We start from the raw sequence: 19,862 nt of genomic DNA, 5'->3' as shown, positions 1-19,862 counted from the left end.
AATAGAATGGAAAACTACAATGATCTGGCCACGTTCGCACTAGTCGCCAAAGAGCGTAGCTTCACCCGGGCAGCAGCGAAGCTGGGTGTCTCTCAGTCAGCCCTGAGTCAGACTATCAGGGTGCTTGAAGATAAACTGGGCTTGCGGTTACTCACTCGCACAACGCGTAGCGTTTCTCCCACAGAAGTTGGAGAACAAATTCTTAATCTGCTTTCGCCGCGACTTGAGGAAATTGAAACCGAAATCGCGCGGCTAAAAGCACAGAAGGAACGCCCGGCAGGCACTCTTCGCATAACTGCGGGGGAACACCCAGCGGTGTATATCGTTCAGCCTGCGCTGTCAGCGTTTCTGGCGGAATACCCTGATATTCGTGTCGAACTGATGGTCGATTACGGGCTGTCAGATATTGTGTCGGAGCGCTATGACGCCGGTGTCCGGCTAGGAGAGCAGATAGCCAAGGATATGATCGCGGTACGCATCAGCCCGGATATTCGCATGGTTGTCGTCGGCTCACCGGATTACTTTTCTACCCATCCAGTGCCGCAGCATCCTCAGGAACTGACTCAACATAATTGTATTAGTATTCGGTTACCGACCTATGGTGGCATCTTCCCCTGGGAATTTGAAAAAGAGGGAAGGGAAATTAAAGTTCGGGTGGATGGGCAGTTAGTTTTTAATAATATAGCCTTACGGCTCAATGCCGCACTGTGCGGTATCGGTCTTGCCTACATACCCGAGGATATTGTTAGCGAGCATATTGCAGCCGGACGGTTAATCACCGTTCTGCAAGATTGGTGTCCGTTTATTGCGGGTTACCACCTTTACTATCCTAATCGGCAGCATACTTCCCCTGCGTTTACGTTGCTGTTGAATGCGCTCCGCTATAAGCAATAGTGGAGTCACCAACGACTCCACGATTTATTTATCACTGAAGATTTTTATCTTTCAGGAATTTTGAGACCAGATCGGCGATTTCAACGTTATTCAAATCAGAGAAGGGGAAATGAGTATTTCCTTTAATGCCGATTTCCGGCAGATGGATAACCGCCACGTCTCCGCCATGTTTATTCACTACATCCCGCCATTGACGCGCAACAGCCAACCGGGCGCGCCAGCTATCTTGTGCAGGCAAAGCCGTCGGTTTATCCGGGATATTGTCGCCGTAGATAATCAGCACAGGAATTTTAGTCAGTGCCATAAACTGATCCAGGGGCACCGATTCCCCTTTTACGGTATCAAAGGCGTTCTTGGTTGGCGGCGGGACTTCGCCTTGTGGAAAGACAAAGCTGCTGCCAGGTTCAAACGCGACTATCCCTTTTACGTTGGCATTCTTCATCGCCGTAAACCAGCCGGGGCCACCCCCCTGAGAGTGGGTAAACAGAATGGCCGGGCCGGATTTATCCACGGCGGCTGACATGGCATCCGCAATCACATTGATATCAAAGGGGCCGGTGTTGGGGGTCATCTGACGGTAGTACTGGTTTAATGTCTCTTTATCGTGGGAGAACTGTACGCCCTCGAAGAAATCAGGCCAGACACCCAGACGGAACTGATTAAACCATAGTTGCTCATCGGCAACCGGTTTGACGGTTCCCTCCACCATACTGCGACCGGCGTTCCCCCGACGTGGTTGATCAACCAGATAGGTCGAGAAACCACGGCGCAAGAAGATGTTCTGAAAACCCTCGCGGCCGTCCGGTGTGCTTTCCCATGTCCGGGCGGACTGTCCAGCACCGTGCAGCATCACAATGGGATATTTGTGTGGGTTCTGTGGGATCTGATAAAACACAGAGGCGTGATCGCCATGATAGGTCTGGCCTGTCGGATCCAGCGGTTTTTTCGCATCAAACTGCCCTGGTGTCGTAACGACAGCGCCACCTGCGGCAAAACTTCCCTGAGACTGGATAACCAAGGGGGGGATGGGGGCAGCAAAGGCAGATTGAGAAACCAATCCGCCAACCAACATACAGGCGGTGAGTGTTTTCAGTAAGGTTTTCAAGATATTTTCCTCATGTCATCGCGGATAACTGAATCATAGAGAGATTTTCACAAATGACTATGCTGGTAAAACGAATGAGTTAATAAGCAGGGCTAATTAACGGATAGGCTTTTTGCATCTGATATCAATAATATTTTTGAGCTCAGTGTATTTCACTTGTCTGCCGTCCATTAATATCTCAGTGCAGCCCTGTTTCAGCGAAAATGCAAAAGCTGTATTTCATTATCGTGGGTACTGGTCGTCCGTGACTTTTTCCATCCACGTCACGGTGTTACCGTCCTGTGATTCTGAAACAGCAATATGCACCATCGGCTCTGCTGCGGATGCGCCATGCCAGTGTTTGACACCCGGCGGGATCCAGACCACATCGCCAGTTTTGATTGGCTGGGCCGATCTCTCCCATTCCTGTACCCAACCCGTGCCGGAAGAGACGATGAGTGTCTGTCCAAGGGGATGCGTGTGCCAGGCTGTTCGTGCTCCGGCTTCAAATGAGACGGTTCCCCCAGAAATTCGGGCCGGGGCAGAGCCTTTAAACCGTGAGTCAACCTTGGCCGTGCCGGTAAAGTACTCTGGAGCACCCAACGTCGTGGGTTGTGAGCCCGCAGGGCTGACGGTCACTGCCTCCTGCGTTGCGGCAATAGCCTGCGTACCGGGCAGTAAAAGCGCCGCCAGTGTGATAAGGAATATTTTCATATCTATTCAATCCTTTAACCAGAGAAATACCCATTAATCCATTGCAGAAAAAAACTATTTCCCTTCTTTAAACACTTCTTTTGCAATGGATATCGCTGTTACTGCCGTTGGCCACCCTGAATAGAAAGCAAGCTGGGTGATGGTTTCGACCAACTCTTCCTCAGTGACACCGTTCTGGCGAGCCAGACGCAGATGAGAACGCAACTGGTCAGGACGATCCATCGCCACCAGAGCACTGACGGTCACCAGGCTCCGATCACGTTTTGAGAGCTGTGGCCGTTCCCAGATATCGGCATACAGGACATCGTCAGTGAGTTGCGCCATCTTGGGGGCGATATCCCCCATCAATTGTTGCGCCCGAGACGGTTTTTCTGTTTTATTTTTCGCCGCATTCTGCGCGTGAGCAAAGGTGGCCATTGAACCGGCAAAGGTAAGAGCGGTGCAGAGCAGGTACTGCTGAATCTTGTTTTTCATCATCCATTTCCTTTGTTATCGGCACGATTAAAGATGGGAGGGTTATGTCGGTGACGATAACGTGAGTTTACCGAATGCTTCATGTCACCAGGCTGACCGCTGCCTGACAAGTTTGTCAGAATCGGTGCTGAAGCTATTTTCACCAAAGGAAAGGGAGGTTTTTTTCGATAAGCGAAGGCCTGTGACAACGCGAATATCGAGTGAATACAGGTTATACGGTGATTTATTACCCCTTAAGCAAAGCGAGTTAAGCCATAATTAGACGTTCTTAATTTTTAACCTGCGATGCCAAACCTCACATAACGATGTGCCTCTTTTTCAGCGAATTCACTGTTTATGGCGAGCGTCAGGCCGAAGGTATTGATCCCATTCTGGCTACTGGCAAACACATCACCACGATGCATGATCGCCACCGCCCTGACGATGGAAAGTCCGAGTCCATGATGTGTATCACTGCGTGTACGGGAAGAATCAGCACGATAAAAACGTTCAAACAAACGTTTCAGGTGCTCATCGGTGATGGGATCGCCCATGTTGGCGACCGCGATGGAGGCCAGATTATTCTCTCTGCCGATCGTCACCTTCACGCTGGTACCAGGAACAGCATGTCGGGCGCTGTTTTCCAGTAAATTCGCCAGAGAGCGGTGGAAAAGTCGCCGATCAATGCGTGCCGTGAGATCCCCCTCGACATGAATAGACAGGTTTTTTTCAGCAAACGAGGGCTCCACATACTCCGTGGTTTTGTAGGTCTCTTCACGAAGAGACACGTCAGTTAACTGGGTTGCATGCTCCCCGGCTTGAGCATGGGAGAGGAACAGCATGTCGTTGACGATAGAGGTCATTCTCTCGAGTTCTTCCAGATTGGACTCCAGCAACTCCTCGAGTTCATGTGTTTCGCGTTGCCGTGACAGACCGAGTTGCGTTTGCCCCATCAGATTGGTCAGCGGGGTTCTCAGTTCATGGGCCACATCGGCGTTAAAACTTTCAAGCTGCCGCCAGGCGATTTCCTGCCGTTCGAGTACGCCATTGAATGCCACGGCCAGCTTTTGCAGTTCATCCGGCAGCGTTGAGGTATCCAGGCGCTGCCCGTGATTTCCCGGTGCGAGGTGATGGGCCTGAGCGCTGAGTTTGTTGACAGGGCGCATGCCTATTCTGGCAATCACAAACCCCAACTGGGCCACTAATAAAACACCGATTGCGCTGATGAAGATCAGTGTACGGGTAAATTCATTCAGGGTGCCCATATACGGTGTGGAGTCGATAGCCACTACATAGCGCAGAGCGGGGTGCTCCCCTTGGGCAGGAATTTCCGACATCAATAAAAACAGCGAGCATGACTCTTCTGTGGCACCGGGAACTTTGCTGAATCCTTTGCTCAGCGAAGCCCAGGTTACCCCGCTAGGTGGTGGGCCACCCACCTGAAGCCGGGGATCCTCACTGAGGATCCAATACTGTACGCGGCCACCCTCAGCCGTGGCCAAATCGGTAAATTTGGTCGTCAGCGTTTGCCAGCCGTCCAGCGTGGTGCGGGAGAGGATCCAGGGTGCCATCAGCGACTCCCTGAACTGCAATTCGTTATGCATCTGCTTTTGCAATGAATCATGCAGGGAGCTTCGCAGCACAATACCCAGAACTGAAACGATCAGTATGGAGGCCAAGGCAAACATCAGCGCCAATCGTCCAGAGATAGAACGCTTAATCATGATAACTCTCTCTATTTAGCCTGGCGTTCGGGGCGGGTTTCAAGGACATATCCCATGCCTCGTACCGTATGCAGCAGTTTGACCGGGTAGGGTGCATCAATTTTCGCCCTCAGGCGTTTTATCGCGACCTCAACCACATTGGCATCGCTGTCAAAATTCATGTCCCAGACCTGCTCTGCAATCATCATTTTTGACAGGATCTCTCCCTGATGTCTGGCTAACAGGCTTAACAGGGCGAACTCTTTTGCGGTCAGTTCAAGACGTTCACCGGCTCTTGTGACACGCCTTGCCAGCAGGTCCAGATGCAGATCGTTAATGTGCAATTGAGTGACATCTACGCCATCACTCGGACGCCGCCGCAACAACGCCTGGATACGGGCAACCAGTTCAATCAGCGAAAAAGGTTTAGGCAGATAGTCGTCTGCACCCTGACGCAGACCCTTGACACGTTCATCAACCGAACCGCGAGCAGATAACATCAGCACCGGGGTTTGCTTGCTGGCGCGAAGACCTTCCAGAACACTATATGGAAACGCATTTACAACAGTAAAGCTACTCCGTGAATGATAAATGGGCGTGTAAGTATTTCCAGGCCGCGAATATTGAGAAGCTCGATATGGCGGCTCGGCACCGGTTCCACATGCCGGCCACGGACGCGGTGGTCATGCTGAAAATCAATAACAGTTAAGTCGTTCGATGGCTCGATATTTCAAGCATAATCCGGCTTTCAGCCAGAGCCTGAGCATGTTGGTAAATTTTTAAACGCAACCAGCGGCGTAACCGATCGCTATGTGTCCGCTCATGCCAGATCTGCATCATGTCGATGCGCGGCAGTGCCAAAGGTAACGGGTACAGGCGCAATTCAGGATCGCGGGCAACGGCCTCTTCCCCCACCGAACGCAGGCAGGTAAGTAACAAGTCACTACCTCTGATTAAACGGCTTGGCGCAAGAAAACTGGACAACCCGGCAACGACTTTACGAGCCAGTCCCTGACGTTGAAGGTCACGATCAACCAGCCCGTTCAGATCGCCGGTCAAGGTTGTCAGAACATGCTCGCAAGCCAGATAGCTGTTCAGATCCAGCCCCTGTAACAGCAGAGGATGATCTGCCGCTGCCAGCACGACAAAATCCTCGCTCAGCAAACGCTGCTGATGAAAAGTCTCTGGAAGCTGCTCGTAAAAACCGGCAATAGCCAGGTCACAGGTACCTTTTTCAAGCTCGTCACGCGGTAGCATTCCACGCGTGTTATGGGTTATCAACACCAGATTGGGAGCCTCCTGCCGCAAGATGGGTAATAAACCCGGCAGCAGGATCTGCTCCATGTAGTCAGTTGTATAGATATGTATCCGCTCAGCCCGTGCAAGAAAATCGCGCCCTTCACATTGATCGTAAAACGTCTCGATATCTTCAACCAGCTTTTGAACCTGAGTCGCAAGCTGATGGGCACGTGGCGTGGGGGCCAGGCCTCGCGGTGCCCTGACAAACAGCGGATCGCCAAATTCATGCCGTAACTTGTTAAGCTTATGACTCATTGCGGGCTGGCTGAGTGACATCCTGATCGCAGCCTGAGAAGCATTACGCTCCTGATACAGTACGTGAAAGAACAGCAGCAGGTTGAGGTCTTTGTTGGCTATATTCATTTTTTGAATGCCTGAAATGATCGCTTTTTATTTTTAGAATTATAGCGAGCCATCCAGGCTGATAGCCAGTTTGCTGATCCACGCGTTGTGGCGCTCAACGGAGATAGAGGCGCATATGAAAAACCCCCGGCTGTGACGGGGGATACTTATTGGCGGCAACCTGATCAGCGCAAGCAGGGATTAATGCCCGTTTTGCAACTGCGCTAACAACGCTTTGGTAAGAGCATGGTCAGAGAATGGGTTTTGACCGGTGATCAACTCACGATCAACAACTACATTCGGGGTCCAGGCTTTTGCCTGTGTCAACTCGCCGCCTGCTGTCGCCATGGCTTTGGCTGGGTAATACCGGATCTTCCCCCCCTTCAGTGAATCCTCAAAAACCTGTTCCTCTTCATCCGCAAAAATAGTCATGCGATATCCCTGATATATCCAGTTCTTTGCCTGTGACGTTTTGCCTTGGATCAGTCCTGCTTCAAAATCCTGCGGATCGTCTTGTGCTGACAGTAGGGTAATCGGACCATGGCAGATGGCGGCGGTAGGCTTGCCTGCAGAATGGAAATGCTTCAGCAACTCCCCCACCTGTGGGTTATTGGCAAGGTCAATCAACGGCGCATGGCCACCAGGGATCAATAGACCGGCATATTGAGAGAGATCACCAGCCAGTACTTCTGCCAGTTTGTGCGGCTTATTAATCCCTGGCATATTTGCTACCACCGATTGAATACGCAGCATTTCCGTACTGTTACCGCCAAAATAGAGCGGATCAACCGAAAGCTGGTCAACGCTCGGTGCCTGGCCGTTTGGCGTAACCAGCACCAGTTCATATCCCGCTTTTTGCAGGCCATCTGCAGGCACACCGAATTCATTGAGATAATACCCGGTCGGATAGGTTTTTCCCTCTTTAAGCGGTAACTGGTTTTCACCAGAGAGCAGTACCAGTATCCGTCCATGGGTTTCCGCTGCCAAAGCAGTGGCACCCATACCCAGGCAAAGCAGCAGGGCAATCACATATTTAGTTAATCGCATAACAAACATCCAGGTTATTAGGGTGTTATATTGGCTGCCGTGATTTACAACAGCTTTAGCATGGCTTCAGCAGTAGCGTCTGAAGACGCCGGGTTTTGTCCGGTAATCAACAAACCATCTACCGCAATGTGGCTTTGCCAGTTTTCGCCACGGCTGTAGAGCCCACCGTTGGCCTTGAGCATTTCTTCAACCAGGAACGGCACTGTCTGAGTCAGTTCTACGGCGTCTTCCTCACTATTACTAAAACCCGTAACTTGTTTCCCCATCACCAGCGGTTTGCCTGACGTATTCTTGGCATGGCGCAGTACCGCAGGCGCGTGGCACACCGCAGCGACCGGTTTGCTCTGCGCCTGGAATTGCTCTATTAGGGCTATTGAATAGGGGTCTTCCGCCAAATCCCATAGCGGGCCGTGGCCACCGGGGTAAAACAGTGCATCAAAATCATCAGCGCTAACCTCCTGTAGTCTCAGAGTTTTTGCCAGTGCTTGCTGCACAGTGTTGTCCAATGCGAACCGATGGGTGGACGCAGTTTGGGCATCCGGCTGGCTGCTTTTCGGATCAAGCGGCGGTTGGCCACCTTTGGGGGAAGCCAGGGTGATCTCCGCTCCGGCATCGAGGAAAACGTAATAAGGTGATGCAAATTCCTCCAGCCAAAAGCCAGTTTTATGACCTGTACTACCCAGCTTGTCATGAGAAGTTAATACCATCAGGATTTTCATCATTTTCTCCGTTGAGCGCCGCAGCGCATGAATCATGAACTGGCTGTCAGCTTAGGCGATTCGCTATAATTCTAAAAAACAAAACTGTTCATTTCAGGTATTCAAAAAATGAATATAGCCAACAAAAAACCCAATCTGATGCTTTTTATCCGTGTATGTTACGAAGGTTTGTCTAAGTGGTGTAGGTACCCGAGGCGCATGGTGCATGATCTCCGTTCATTATCACGGTAGTAACGTTACCCGCACCCGCACATATTATGGACGGTTAACGATGTGGTTGAGCAATTCCAGATTGCCCAGCCGATAGAGGGTAAAAGCATAGTTTGGTGTTCCTGTTAGTGGCTGGGTTTCAATAAGGCATTGTTGCCGGGAAATAAGATTTTAAGATCAACCGATTCAGCCATCGCACGGTTACCTTCATCGCTGGGATGGAGTCGGTCACCTGAGTCAAAACGCGACAGCAGGCGGGTACGATGCTCAGGGTCACGTAACACCGTATCAAAATCAATAACGGCATCAAAGGTGTCACTCTGGCGTATCCAAGTATTCACCTGCTGGCGTAATGCTTCTTTCTCTGGTTGGTAATAATTGTCCATCGGTGTACCAGGCAATGCCCCTTCGAATGGTGTCAGTGTTGCACCGATAACACGCAGACCGCGAGCATGAACCTGCTCAGCCAGTTGGCGATAGCCAGCTGTTAACGCCTCGAGTGTGGGTCTTGGGCTCTGTGGAGCGAAAATGGTACCCGGCCAGGCAATGTCGTTAATCCCTATCATGACAATAACGCTTTGCACTCCTGGTTGAGCCAACACGTCACGGTCCAACCGTGCCAATGCATTGACACCCATACCGTCAGAGAGAAGCCGGGCACCGGAGATGCCAGAGTTGATAACACTGATACCCCGCGAGGCAAGGCGAGTAGCCAGGAAGTCTGGCCAGCGGCTATTCTTGTCCAGACTTGCAGCATTACCATCAGTAATGGAATCTCCGAGAACCACAACTGTCTGCGCTGCCTGTTCAGTTTCAACATGAACCCCCACCAGCAGCGGACGTGTCGTCGTGCTCTGAATGGAAGCATCTGTCACCTTAAGCTCCAGGGCTGAGGTCTGATCTCCTGGAACAATCCAGCTAGTCTGACGGCCATCCCAGTGGAAGGTGCTCATAGTGGTAGCCTTCGGTAGATAGAAACTCACGGCAACCTGAGTCAATGCAGGTATGTGTGATGTTACAGGATCGCTGACCAACAAAGCGCCAGGGAGGATCGTCGCTGCTTCCTGGCCACCAAATGTCACAGTGCGTAAGCTATCAGCCGCAATGCTGTGGTTGTTCTGTGTCTGTGCAAACGTTACTTTGCCCACGGTGAGTGGCTGACTGCCATGGGTATTGGATAGCACGATACGAAAACGCTCTCCACCCAGGCTGATACGCGCCACTTGGCGAACTGTTTGATCATGCAGTTCGGTTGGTATATTTGTGGGAAGCGGAAAACTCGAACCCCATACAGGCTGTGGGCTGGCCCCCCACGTTGCAACCCAAGACGGTGTGGCAGCTACCGCAGTGGTGGTTACCATGGCAGTACCCACTGCAAGGGCCCAAGTTATAATTTTTCTAGATGAAGTCGTTAAAAATGATTTGAATTGCTTTTTCATATTAGTGAACTCAAAAATAAATCGTGTATTAATTATGAATTCAAAGACACAATCACGATAGACTGTTCAGCGGAATAGCATTTGTGAATTAAACTCATCAAGGAGGCAGATATGGCCCGCCAAGAAGTCAACCGCTCCGGCGAATTAGAAGTGTTCGTGCGTGTGATTGAGCTAGGCGGCTTTTCTACCGCCGCCCGCGCCTGTGGCATGACACCCTCAGCTGTCAGCAAGTTGGTCGCACGACTAGAGAAACGGCTGGGTACACGGCTAGTGAATCGTTCCACACGACAACTGCAACTGACACCAGAAGGCTGTGCCTACTACGAGCGCGTAGTGCGTATCCTTGCTGATTTGGACGAGGCAGATCGCTGTGCCAGTGAAAACGCTGCGCCACGTGGTCGGTTAAGGGTCAATGCCAATGTGCCCTTTGGGCATCACTTCCTGCTGCCGTTGATACCTGAATTTTTGGAGCGTTATCCTGAGGTCATGCTGGATATTATGCTGACCGATGAGGTCATCGATCTTCTGGAAGAACGTACCGATGTGGCCGTGCGGGCGGGGCCGCTCAAAAGCTCTAACCTGATGGCGCGTAAATTGGGTCAGACATGCAAGATAATTGTCGGGTCGCCTGATTATCTGGTTCGCCATGGTGTCCCAGTGACGCCAGAGGATTTATACCAGCACAATCGTCTGGGAACGAATTACGTGCGTGCCCAACCTGGCTGGTTATTGCGTCAGGGTGACAAGAATATCGTGATACCCATTAGTGGCAACGCTCAAGTCAATGATGGTGAGGCATTGCATCGTCTAGCCTTGGCTGGGCTAGGATTGGCGCGTCTTGCTGCCTTTCAGGTACGTGAGGATATCGGTGCTGGCCGATTGATACCCGTACTTGAGGATTGCGATCCTGGCTATATCGAGGAAATTCATGCCGTGTATGTCGGGCAGGGGGGTCATCTGCCGTTGCGTGTGCGGGCTTTTCTGGATTTTCTGGCTGAACGAGTCGATATCAGTACCCGATCAATAAATTCAAAACCGCCTGGCAAGAGCTGAAAATAGGGTATCTCAGCTATCATTTATAGGTAAAAACAAAGACACCTTACAGGTTTAGGGGGGTAACTTCACGTGGAAAAGTGGGGGTGTTTTGGTTCAAAAGGCTGTAAGCCAAATTATCTATTTGAGACAAATTATGGCGCTCCGTTTTTAACCACTTCATTGCTCCGAGTCATGTGCAAGCGCTGTACTTTACAGATACTTCGGAACCTGCCCGGAATGTAATGAAATCTGAGATTGAACCGCACCGATTTTCTTGGATAGTTTTAAGTCCACTTTGGGCCAGATCATAAAAATATACAGGGGAAACTCCTAATGGTGACTGGTGTGAAAGACACACTGATTCAATCAAGCGATGATTTTTATAAAAGCAAAGCAGGCCGGTGTGGATGTGATCTATTGAAGCATGGAAGATATGGACCATTACATCAGAAACAGGTCTGAGCTGATCAAGCGTTCATTTGAATGGCTGAAACAACAACTGGAACCTGGCAATTCGCCATAAGCGCACTGCTGGATGAAACATCATAGCGGCTCACCCCTCCTGAAGAGGGAAAAGATGGCCAGCTATAAAGTCTACAAATCTCTGAGTTTAGAGCAGAACATGCGATCGAATTCTCTGACTAACCATAAAAGAATGGAGGGAAATTTGGCTGTGTCCCTTAACAGCCCGTGGCGCTGTCGCAGCCCCATAACCCATCACTTAGGGCCGAAAGCTGTAGACATTTCCTGTTACCCAGGTCCCTACCAATAAATCAGCGTTACGTCCTCGACCCAGCGCGACCGCACTCCCAGATAAATCACTGACCACGATATCGTCACTCAATCCCTAACACGGGAGGAGCTGTTTGATGTTTTTCTTTCTTTGTTGTTTTTGAAAGAAATGGTAAGGGGCAACATAATTTGACTGATTCGCGTCAAGATAGTCAGCCCACCACTGCATCATCTGATATCTGATCTCAAGGTGCTCAGCCAGATGGTTATAGGCAGCTCTGACAGAGTTTCTTTCCTGATGGCTCATCTGAAGTTCAATAGCATCCCGCGACCACTTTCCTGACTCAATGAGGGAACTGCAGGCCATGGCTCTTAGGCCATGCGCACATATTTCAGATTTCGTGTCGTATCCCAGACGCCGCAGTACTTTATTTATGGTGTTCTCACTCATGACTTTAAACATATCGTGGTCATTGGGGAAAATGAATTGACCGTGTCCTGATAGCTGCTGTATTTGCTTGAGGATTGTAATGGACTGGGTAGAAAGTGGCACCAGATGTGGAGTTTTCATCTTGGCGCCTCGCTCGGAATAGCGGATACCGGGAACAGGATCTCGGGTATCAGGAATGGTCCAGAGTGCATTATCAAAATCAATCTCTTCCCAGCGGGCAAAACGTAACTCGCTGGAACGGACAAAGACATACAAGTTAAAGCGCAGTGCCAAACGGGTCAGAAGCCGTCCATTATCCTGATTTAGTCTGGCAAAGAAATCGGGCAGACGAGAGAGTGGAAGGGCAGCATGGTGACGTTTTTTCGGTACGGCAATGGCTCCGCTCAAGTCGAGCGCCGGGTTATATTTGATCATCTGATTCTGAATGGCGTAGCGCATAATGTTGACGATGCGCTGCTGCAGCCGCATGGCAACCTCCAGAAATCCTTTGTCTTCGATGGCTTTGAGGACATACAGCAAGTCAGCCGTGCTGATATCGGAAATAGTTTGTTTTCCCAGAGGCGGGAACAGATACATTTCAAGGCTTCGTAATATACGGTTTGAGTGATTTTCAGACCAGGTGCGGTTGCTCTTGTGCCAGGTGCGAGCTACTTCTTCCAGAGTAATGCCTACCTTTCTGGCCTGTTTTTCATGACGCCGAGTTTGTCCTGGGTCTTTATCTTGAGCCAATTCGGAGCGTGAGTTGTCGCGTAATTTTCTGGCCAGCACTAAGGAGACGGCAGGGTAGGCACCAAAGGCCAGCTTCCTTTCCTTTCCGCCATAGCGGTACTTGAGATACCAGAGTTTTGAACCGTTGGGTTTGACCAGAAGGTATAGACCGGCGCTATCACTCAGCTTGAAGGGTTTGTCTTGGGGCTTGGTGTTTCGGATTACAACATCAGAAATTGACATTTGGGGGCCTCGATATTATCGAACCGAACAGGCCCCTAATAAAGCCCCCAAAAGTTGTGGCAGTCAACGTAACAATGTGGAACTCAGTGTAACCACATTTACGTATAACTTATTGATCTTACTGCTTCCATGGACATCAGTAAACATCCTTGGAATAGAAAGTGGCTCCTCTGACTGGACTCGAACCAGTGACATACGGATTAACAGTCCGCCGTTCTACCGACTGAACTACAGAGGAATCGTGTGAACGAGGCGAATAATAGCGAGGGTGGTGACGTTTGTCAAAGTAGAAAAACACTAAAAATGTGCGTTTGCTGAGAGAATGAGCTTATTGGCTTGTTTTTCAGCAAACTTGTTTATTTTCTCGTGAGTTATCCCGCCAAATGAGGTTATTTTTAATAAGGCTGAGAGGCGCGTTTGTATTGGGGAAGGTGATTGGCTCGGTAGTGACCGAAAAGCGCCCATTACACGCCGAGGTTATGTATTTAAACCCGCTAATCAGTAGGAAAGACACTTTTAGCCGTGTGTTTTAGTGACATAAGCAACATAAGTGGGACATGTGTAAAATATCCCCTAAATTCAATAGGGTAATAATTTCGTAGCGGGTAGCCAGAATTGTCAGAGGAATTACATGAGCGCTGCAATTCCTCTGCGATTAACCGTGAAAACAGTAATTTGTTACAATGTCACTTTTATTAACTGGCTGTTTTTTAGCTGATTGCCAGCATCATCAAAATAAACATAGTTCAAGGTTACTTCACCATTGAGTGAGGTAGGCTGCTGTTCAAAATGATATTGGCGCTCAGCAAAGGGTGTGACCATCATGTCCATCTCTTGTGCTATCAGAAAGCGTTGTTGTTGGTTTTCTAGCTGAATCTGACCAAAAGAGACATGGTATGGTGTGGGGTTATGGGCAGTGAGAATATATTCTTTGTTTTTCTTCTTAAGGGTAAAACTGACTTTTTTCATTGCCTCAGCCGGTTTCGGCGTTAGCCCATCAGGCCGATAGAATATTTTCATTTGGGTATTCATCGCCATAGCAACCTGGGCCTGAGCATCGGTGTTACGCCGGGATTTAGGCGGAATTTCATACAGATTGAGCCAATAAACAGACTCTCGATCTGTCGGCAGATTGTCACCTTTATTGATAATGCGCAGCCCTTGAGCCGCTCCTGCCTGCATTTTGAAAACAGCAGGTAAGACAATGAAAGGCGCTTTGCTCTGATCGGGAGTGCTGTCCACATCGCCATCATCAATCCAGGTCTGCACCACGACCGGATAATCATTGGTATTAGCCAACATCAGGGTGCGCTCACGTGATTCAGGCTGATAAATCATGCGGGTTGAACCGGCCACTAAACCGGCCATGGTGTGTTGGCTGATGCTCAACATCAGTAAAAATAGGCAGAGGAGTCTCATTGTATCTTCACCAAAACGTAAGCGGTCGCATCGACTTTGCCAGCAGTAGGCGTGCCGTTAGGTAATTTTTTCAAGGTGGCGACAAAGTGATGTGAATAGTTATCATAACCAGCCCCATTGCTGCCATTAGCACTGGCACCCGTGAGTACCGGGTACCAACCCGCGTTGGTATTGGCATTGCAATTACTGACACATCCTCCCCAACCAACAAAATTCATTGCCGCGCCGCTGCTGTCACTCAGGCTGATTCCCACGCCGGTGGCTATATTTTTGTCAGTACCATAGTGGTCTGATAAAAGATAACTCACGCCGCCGGCTGCGTTTACTAACCCGAGTCCTTGTGCTTTCAGATAACCGGGTAATGAAGTTTGGATGCCCAGCGCAGTTTGCCCACTATTAATGCCAGATTCCGTACCCGACTGGCATTCGATATCGACAGTGATATCCGCGCTGCGTGATTGATTATCATTAAGTTCGTTCACGGTGATAATAGGGAAAACCACATAAGGTGTGACGTTACGTACTACGCAGGTATTTTTGCGTGTCAGGACAGAGACCGGAGAGGTATTCATACCAAATGCCATATAGCGGCCACTTCCCCATGTTTGGTAATTGGTTGCTGAGTCATAGCCGGTTTCCGGTACTGGCATGCCGGGCCCTTTGAATACCACGTAACCGTTGGGTTGATTGCAGGAATAGCTACCCGAATAGTTATCAGCCGCAGGACCAGAACATCCCCAACTGGAAGGGCCGGGCGTGCGGTCTACAGAACCTACTTTTTTTAGCTCAGCACGGATTTGGCTGAAATGTTTACCCTTAATTTGAATTTTATTCCCGACTACGTCGTACTTTCTCAACGGGACCTGCTGCCAGATGCGAGTAAATTCGACGCCAGTATCAACATGAGTCAGTTTCAATGCGGTATAGGGGAAGAAAGTCTGAAAATAGTTATCACCCATATTGCTGTAGCCGCCGACATTACTGTCGCCATTAGTCGCAAAAACTTCAAATAAACTGTCTTTATCGGCCACATCACATTCATAGATAACCGCTTCCGGGTCTGACCAGAAACGGGCGGGTACCAAGCTGATAATGCTGGAGGCCAGGATTGAATCGACAGGCTGAATGTAATTACTGGTTATATTGATATTGCCTAATTGCAAAGACGCACCGTAGTTATCACCACCGATATTGGCGCCTTTCCAAACACATTGTGCATAACTGGGTAAGCTGATGCTCAGTAATGCGAGTGAAAAGAATAACCCCATATAGTGTGAGAATAGGGGCTTGTATCGGTATAACCTGGCGTAGTGAGTCGTTATAGGATTCATACTGTTTCTCTGATTCAATGCTGGGTAACGACACACAAGGCATCGAGTTTATATAACTGTTTATCGTTATTGGGTGTGCCTAAGTCGTAATTTAACTGGCAGCGTTCATCGGCGGCATCGCCCCATACCAAAATGAGTGTGCCTCGGGTTCCTTCAGCCCGAACATAAGCCTGGCTGGCCTGACCAACCATACCAACCTCGTTCTTTTGCTGCGGAGCACTGTTGTCGCCGTCGGCCGTCGTGCTGTATACCACGGTGCCCATAGGTAACTGACTACCATCAGCCAGCCGGACGGTAATGAGTACCGGGTAACCGCTGAGGGTGCGGAAAGTGACTTTCACTGCTGAGCCGGCAAAGGGAGCAACTTGCCGCTCACCATCCTGAAGCTCTGTATTGAAATCCATGCCATCAGGATTGAGCGTAATGGTGTTGTAGCGATACGGGGTGAGTGTTGGCACCAGTGCATAGCCAAATCTGTCAATACTTGAACCTTGGCCATACATCACTTTGGCACCACTGGCGCCTTTGGCCTCGATCAGGGCAAAAGTATCACTCAGATAAGGTCCCAGTGTCACACCGCCACTATGGAAGGCCACCGCCCCACGGGCGCTGGCTGAACCTTGCCAATAACCAGGGCTGCTGGACGCACTGCCGCTCAGACTAGTGACAGGAAGCCGTTTTTGTAAACTGCCACTAAAGGTGTTTTCTTTCGTTTGTTCACTGCGGGCAAAATCCATACTGTAACTGGCGGATTGGTCCTCGCCCATCACACCGGATAATGAGGTCTGATAGCTGGCGCCACTGAGCTTACTGTTGACAGCACCGGCGGAGATATACGGCGCATGCGCACTACCACCTAATGGGAATGAGACCGACATCTGCACCACAGTCTCGCTGATGCCAAGAATATTTGCGCCATTGGCCGCTGGCATGCCGCTACCGGGGTCGACAAAGTAGGTTTCGTTGCTGCCGCCTCCGGTTTTTTGTCGTGAGACCGCAATATTGAAACTGGTATCGCGCCACAGAGTATTGGCATAGCCTAATTGCAACTGTGTATCCCGCTTGCGGTCATTGCGATAATCCTGTGAAGACGCGGTCAAATACAGAGAACCGTAGCTGTTAAAACTCTGATTCATCGATATTTCTGCCCGGCTGCGTTGCCGGTAAGTATCTGAATTCCAGACTTTGCCATTACGGGCTGCACGTACCCCCAAAACATCACTTAAATCGCGATAACCCTCGGTAGAATAGCGGTAACCCGCCACGGATAATGTGGTATTGGTAGCTTCGAACGTGCGGCTGAAGGAGGCTCGCGCCATCCAGCCCTGCTGCCGTTCATCACCATAACTGTTGTCATCCGCTAGGCTGGCATTCGAATAGGTAGCATCCAGCCCTAAGGCACCAATATAGTGGGTAAAGACGCCCCCCAGCATGATGGCCTGATAACCTGACGCCACGCGTAGCCCGGTATTGGCGGTAATGGCGTTACTGACCCCTCGTTGATAAGTCAGTTCACTGAACACTTCACTACTGCTCAGATCCCGCACTTGCCCAGCGGCGAAGCTATAGCGGGAATAACCGGGGCGCAACGACTCCGGCACGGAAGAGAATGGCACCTGAAAGGTGCTTACGCTGCCATCCGCTTCCTGAATTTCTACCGTCAGGTCACCGCCGAAATTGGTGGCTGATAAATCATTAAATTCAAACGGTCCTGGTGACACAGTGGTTTGGTAAATAGACCGATTGTTTTGATAAACCGTGACTTTGGCATTGGTTCTGGCAATCCCTCGCACAATAGGGGCATAGCCGCGTTGCGATTCAGGCAACATGCGGTCATCAGTGGCCAATGCGATGCCGTTAAAGCCCAGACTGGAGAAAAACTGACCCGCGCTGAACGTTTGGCCCAAGGTCACTTCACTGCCTATGGCGGGCAGCGCGCGTTGGCTGTATAGCCGGTTAGAGGTCCAGTTGGCTCCTCGGGTAGGGTCATAGCGCAATGAACCCTGTTGACGCAAACGCCACATGCCAGCATTGATACCATTGGTTAGGCTGAGATAAGTTGAGTTGGTTGAACGCTTAATTCCATCTTTGTTATAGCCCACGTGATATTGGTTCAAGTTGTAATTGCTGAAACCAATGGTATCCCCAGAGGTTAAATTATGGGGGTCAACATAGCCACGCGGCACTTTTTTAACGAACAGCTGTGGTACCGACAAGTCGAAGCGCAACTTGGCGTAATCAAAGCGATAGTCACTGGCCGGCAAGGTGGTTTTAAAATCCAAACAGTCATCTTTTGGGTCGCTGTTTTTCAGCGCCTCCTCAGTGACGCCGGCTTGTTGCAGTAGTGCGACTGACAAACAGGGAATAACCGCATCATTTTTTGCAATAAATATCATTTCTATACGATCAACAAAATTGTTGTTCATATAGAGATCAACTTGATATTTGCCTTCTTGATAGGTGTCTTTTTTATTAAAGCGGGAGATGGAGCCTAAGCCGAGCGCTGAGCCGCGGACTAACGCATCCTCAAATACATATTCGTCTTGATTACTCTGTTCTGCTGCTGACACGAAATGGCTCGCCAGTAAACCGTGCGTTAGCAAATAGGATAACCAGGGAGCAAACCTCACTGGTTATCTCTATAACTGGGCACAGTCTGGATTATCATCACGGCTGGACTACAAATGATAATTCGTGGAAATGTTGGTGCCATAATCATTAACCACGTTCAGCGTCAGCACTTCGCCCTTTTTGGCCTTAACCCCAGCGGGTAAGGCTAAATCAGTGGTCGAATTGGGCGAGAACATCTCACTGGTGGCGAACGAAATCGTTTTCCCATCACTGACCAATTTGGCATCACGCAGGCTGATATAATAACCCGTCGGGTTACTTATCTTGATTTTATCACCGCTAGTGCCATCCAGAGTAACGCGTATCTTTTCACCTAATGTATCGACATTTTCTTTTAATGCCGCAGGGCGGTAAAAAACTTTCATTCGGTTATTAACGATCAAAACCAGTTTGTTTTCGGTCTGCTTATCTGCTTTTAACGCGGGGATCTGCAAGAAGTTAAGATAGAAAACTGATTCACGATCTTTAGGTAAATGGCGCTCAACATATGACAACCGTACCACTTGCCCACTTTGGGCTTCCATACGGAATATCTGTGGTGTCAGTGTGAAAGGGACATCACTTTTTGATGGCGAAGACTGGTTATTACCGTCGTCCATCCATAATTGGACTAAATTCGGATGGTCATCTTTGTTACTGAGCTGTATTACTTTTTCCCGCGTACCTTCGGGATAAATAATACGAGTACCGGTCATGACAACACTGGCTTGCGTCCATAAGGGTACGCCGCTGAGCAGCAACAACGAGCAGGCGATCATTCTGTGGGCAATCAGTGTCATAGCAATTACTTATCCTTGATACTTCTGGTTTGTTTCGACTTCGTTACCGATTGGCAACGTATTCATGATATGGCTTGGATCTCATGAATAGTCAGGGATAGGTGATCGCGTATTGTGCGGAAGCAATAACGCTCCCGGCGGTCGCACGACCTTCTTCCGTAATATATTGAGCTGCCAGATCCTGTGATGCTGAGGTTGCACCGGCGACCAAGGTGATTCCCGGTACTTCAACACTGCCACCAGACATGCGAATTGGGGCACCATTGGTATCAAGTAACTGAATAGCAACATTTTGAGCTGTACCCACATTGCCCAAATTACCCGCCGAAGTGACGTTCATCCCCTGAAAAACCGAACTAATCTTGGTGTCTTGAATGGCAATATTGCAGCCGGTTAGGTTAATCGTAAAATTGGTTTTACCTGCAACTGCATTAACTTGATTCAGGTTGCTGGTCGAAACTGTTGGTAACAAAACTACCGGGGTGTTAGCTGTGCCATTGATATCCACCATGCAAGTTTGTTCGGCTACCTCTCCCTGAAACTTGATAGTGTTATTTGAGGTTGCAGCTAACGCCATACCCGGCAGGGTAAGTAGCACCAACGTCATTAGAGTCTTTCCCATTTAATTC

The 19,862-nt window shown here is 49.6% G+C and carries 16 protein-coding genes, 1 tRNA gene and 1 pseudogene; 2 read left to right on the top strand and 16 right to left on the bottom strand.

The window, feature by feature from the left end; all coding sequences use genetic code 11:
- The first annotated feature begins 6 nt into the window (after positions 1-6).
- Positions 7-894 (top strand): LysR family transcriptional regulator, encoded by an 888-nt coding sequence (locus V2A85_RS01495; RefSeq protein ID WP_420070772.1) that lies wholly within the window; start codon positions 7-9, stop codon positions 892-894.
- A 31-nt stretch (positions 895-925) separates the two neighbouring features.
- Here V2A85_RS01495 and V2A85_RS01490 read toward each other — a convergent pair whose 3' ends face one another.
- The 9 genes and pseudogenes from V2A85_RS01490 to V2A85_RS01450 form a co-directional block, all read right to left on the bottom strand.
- The gene (locus V2A85_RS01490; RefSeq protein WP_420070771.1) at positions 926-1,999 is read right to left on the bottom strand and encodes an alpha/beta hydrolase; all 1,074 of its coding nucleotides are present in this window, start codon (positions 1,997-1,999) and stop codon (positions 926-928) included.
- A gap of 222 nt (positions 2,000-2,221) precedes the next feature.
- Positions 2,222-2,692 carry a (R)-mandelonitrile lyase gene (locus V2A85_RS01485; protein ID WP_420070770.1) on the bottom strand — a complete coding sequence of 157 codons (471 nt, stop codon included), beginning with the start codon at positions 2,690-2,692 and terminating at the stop codon, positions 2,222-2,224.
- A 54-nt stretch (positions 2,693-2,746) separates the two neighbouring features.
- A complete protein-coding gene (locus V2A85_RS01480; protein WP_420070769.1) occupies positions 2,747-3,169 on the bottom strand; it encodes a carboxymuconolactone decarboxylase family protein in 423 nt (140 codons plus the stop codon).
- A gap of 272 nt (positions 3,170-3,441) precedes the next feature.
- On the bottom strand, positions 3,442-4,869 hold the full coding sequence (locus V2A85_RS01475) for a heavy metal sensor histidine kinase (protein ID WP_420070768.1): 1,428 nt from the start codon (positions 4,867-4,869) through the stop codon (positions 3,442-3,444).
- An 11-nt stretch (positions 4,870-4,880) separates the two neighbouring features.
- Positions 4,881-5,396, bottom strand: a pseudogene (locus V2A85_RS01470) (winged helix-turn-helix domain-containing protein); the annotation flags it as partial.
- A gap of 157 nt (positions 5,397-5,553) precedes the next feature.
- Entirely contained in the window at positions 5,554-6,510 is a 957-nt protein-coding gene (locus V2A85_RS01465; RefSeq protein WP_261466630.1) for a LysR family transcriptional regulator, read from the bottom strand.
- Between the two features lie 180 nt (positions 6,511-6,690).
- On the bottom strand, positions 6,691-7,536 hold the full coding sequence (locus tag V2A85_RS01460; protein WP_372558536.1) for a type 1 glutamine amidotransferase domain-containing protein: 846 nt from the start codon (positions 7,534-7,536) through the stop codon (positions 6,691-6,693).
- Between the two features lie 44 nt (positions 7,537-7,580).
- Complete coding sequence (locus tag V2A85_RS01455; protein ID WP_420070809.1) at positions 7,581-8,255, bottom strand: type 1 glutamine amidotransferase domain-containing protein; 675 nt, start codon at positions 8,253-8,255, stop codon at positions 7,581-7,583.
- A 335-nt stretch (positions 8,256-8,590) separates the two neighbouring features.
- Positions 8,591-9,826, bottom strand: coding sequence for an SGNH/GDSL hydrolase family protein (locus tag V2A85_RS01450; protein WP_372558537.1), 1,236 nt, complete (start codon positions 9,824-9,826; stop codon positions 8,591-8,593).
- Positions 9,827-10,015: 189 nt separating this feature from the next.
- Here V2A85_RS01450 and V2A85_RS01445 point away from each other — a divergent pair, with 189 nt between their 5' ends.
- Complete coding sequence (locus tag V2A85_RS01445; RefSeq protein WP_260514215.1) at positions 10,016-10,957, top strand: LysR family transcriptional regulator; 942 nt, start codon at positions 10,016-10,018, stop codon at positions 10,955-10,957.
- 829 nt (positions 10,958-11,786) lie between these two features.
- Here V2A85_RS01445 and V2A85_RS01440 read toward each other — a convergent pair.
- The 7 genes from V2A85_RS01440 to V2A85_RS01410 all read right to left on the bottom strand — a co-directional run bounded on the left by V2A85_RS01440 (position 11,787) and on the right by V2A85_RS01410 (position 19,855).
- Positions 11,787-13,073, bottom strand: a complete 1,287-nt coding sequence (locus V2A85_RS01440; protein ID WP_420070767.1) for a tyrosine-type recombinase/integrase — start codon at positions 13,071-13,073, stop codon at positions 11,787-11,789.
- A 162-nt stretch (positions 13,074-13,235) separates the two neighbouring features.
- A tRNA-Asn gene (locus V2A85_RS01435) sits at positions 13,236-13,311 on the bottom strand.
- A gap of 440 nt (positions 13,312-13,751) precedes the next feature.
- Complete coding sequence (locus tag V2A85_RS01430; RefSeq protein WP_372558552.1) at positions 13,752-14,492, bottom strand: molecular chaperone; 741 nt, start codon at positions 14,490-14,492, stop codon at positions 13,752-13,754.
- A complete protein-coding gene (locus V2A85_RS01425) occupies positions 14,489-15,823 on the bottom strand; it encodes a fimbrial protein (protein WP_372558553.1) in 1,335 nt (444 codons plus the stop codon). Before V2A85_RS01425 ends, V2A85_RS01430 begins: the two co-directional genes overlap by 4 nt.
- Positions 15,824-15,837: 14 nt before the next feature.
- Positions 15,838-18,453 carry a fimbria/pilus outer membrane usher protein gene (locus tag V2A85_RS01420; RefSeq protein WP_372558554.1) on the bottom strand — a complete coding sequence of 872 codons (2,616 nt, stop codon included), beginning with the start codon at positions 18,451-18,453 and terminating at the stop codon, positions 15,838-15,840.
- 48 nt (positions 18,454-18,501) lie between these two features.
- Positions 18,502-19,233 (bottom strand): molecular chaperone, encoded by a 732-nt coding sequence (locus V2A85_RS01415; RefSeq protein WP_420070766.1) that lies wholly within the window; start codon positions 19,231-19,233, stop codon positions 18,502-18,504.
- 91 nt (positions 19,234-19,324) lie between these two features.
- Complete coding sequence (locus tag V2A85_RS01410) at positions 19,325-19,855, bottom strand: fimbrial protein (protein ID WP_372558556.1); 531 nt, start codon at positions 19,853-19,855, stop codon at positions 19,325-19,327.
- Between the last annotated feature and the right edge of the window lie 7 nt (positions 19,856-19,862).

Source organism: Yersinia sp. 1252 StPb PI, assembly GCF_048593885.1.
GTDB lineage: Bacteria > Pseudomonadota > Gammaproteobacteria > Enterobacterales > Enterobacteriaceae > Yersinia > Yersinia enterocolitica_E.
This window is presented reverse-complemented; position numbering and strand designations above follow the sequence as displayed.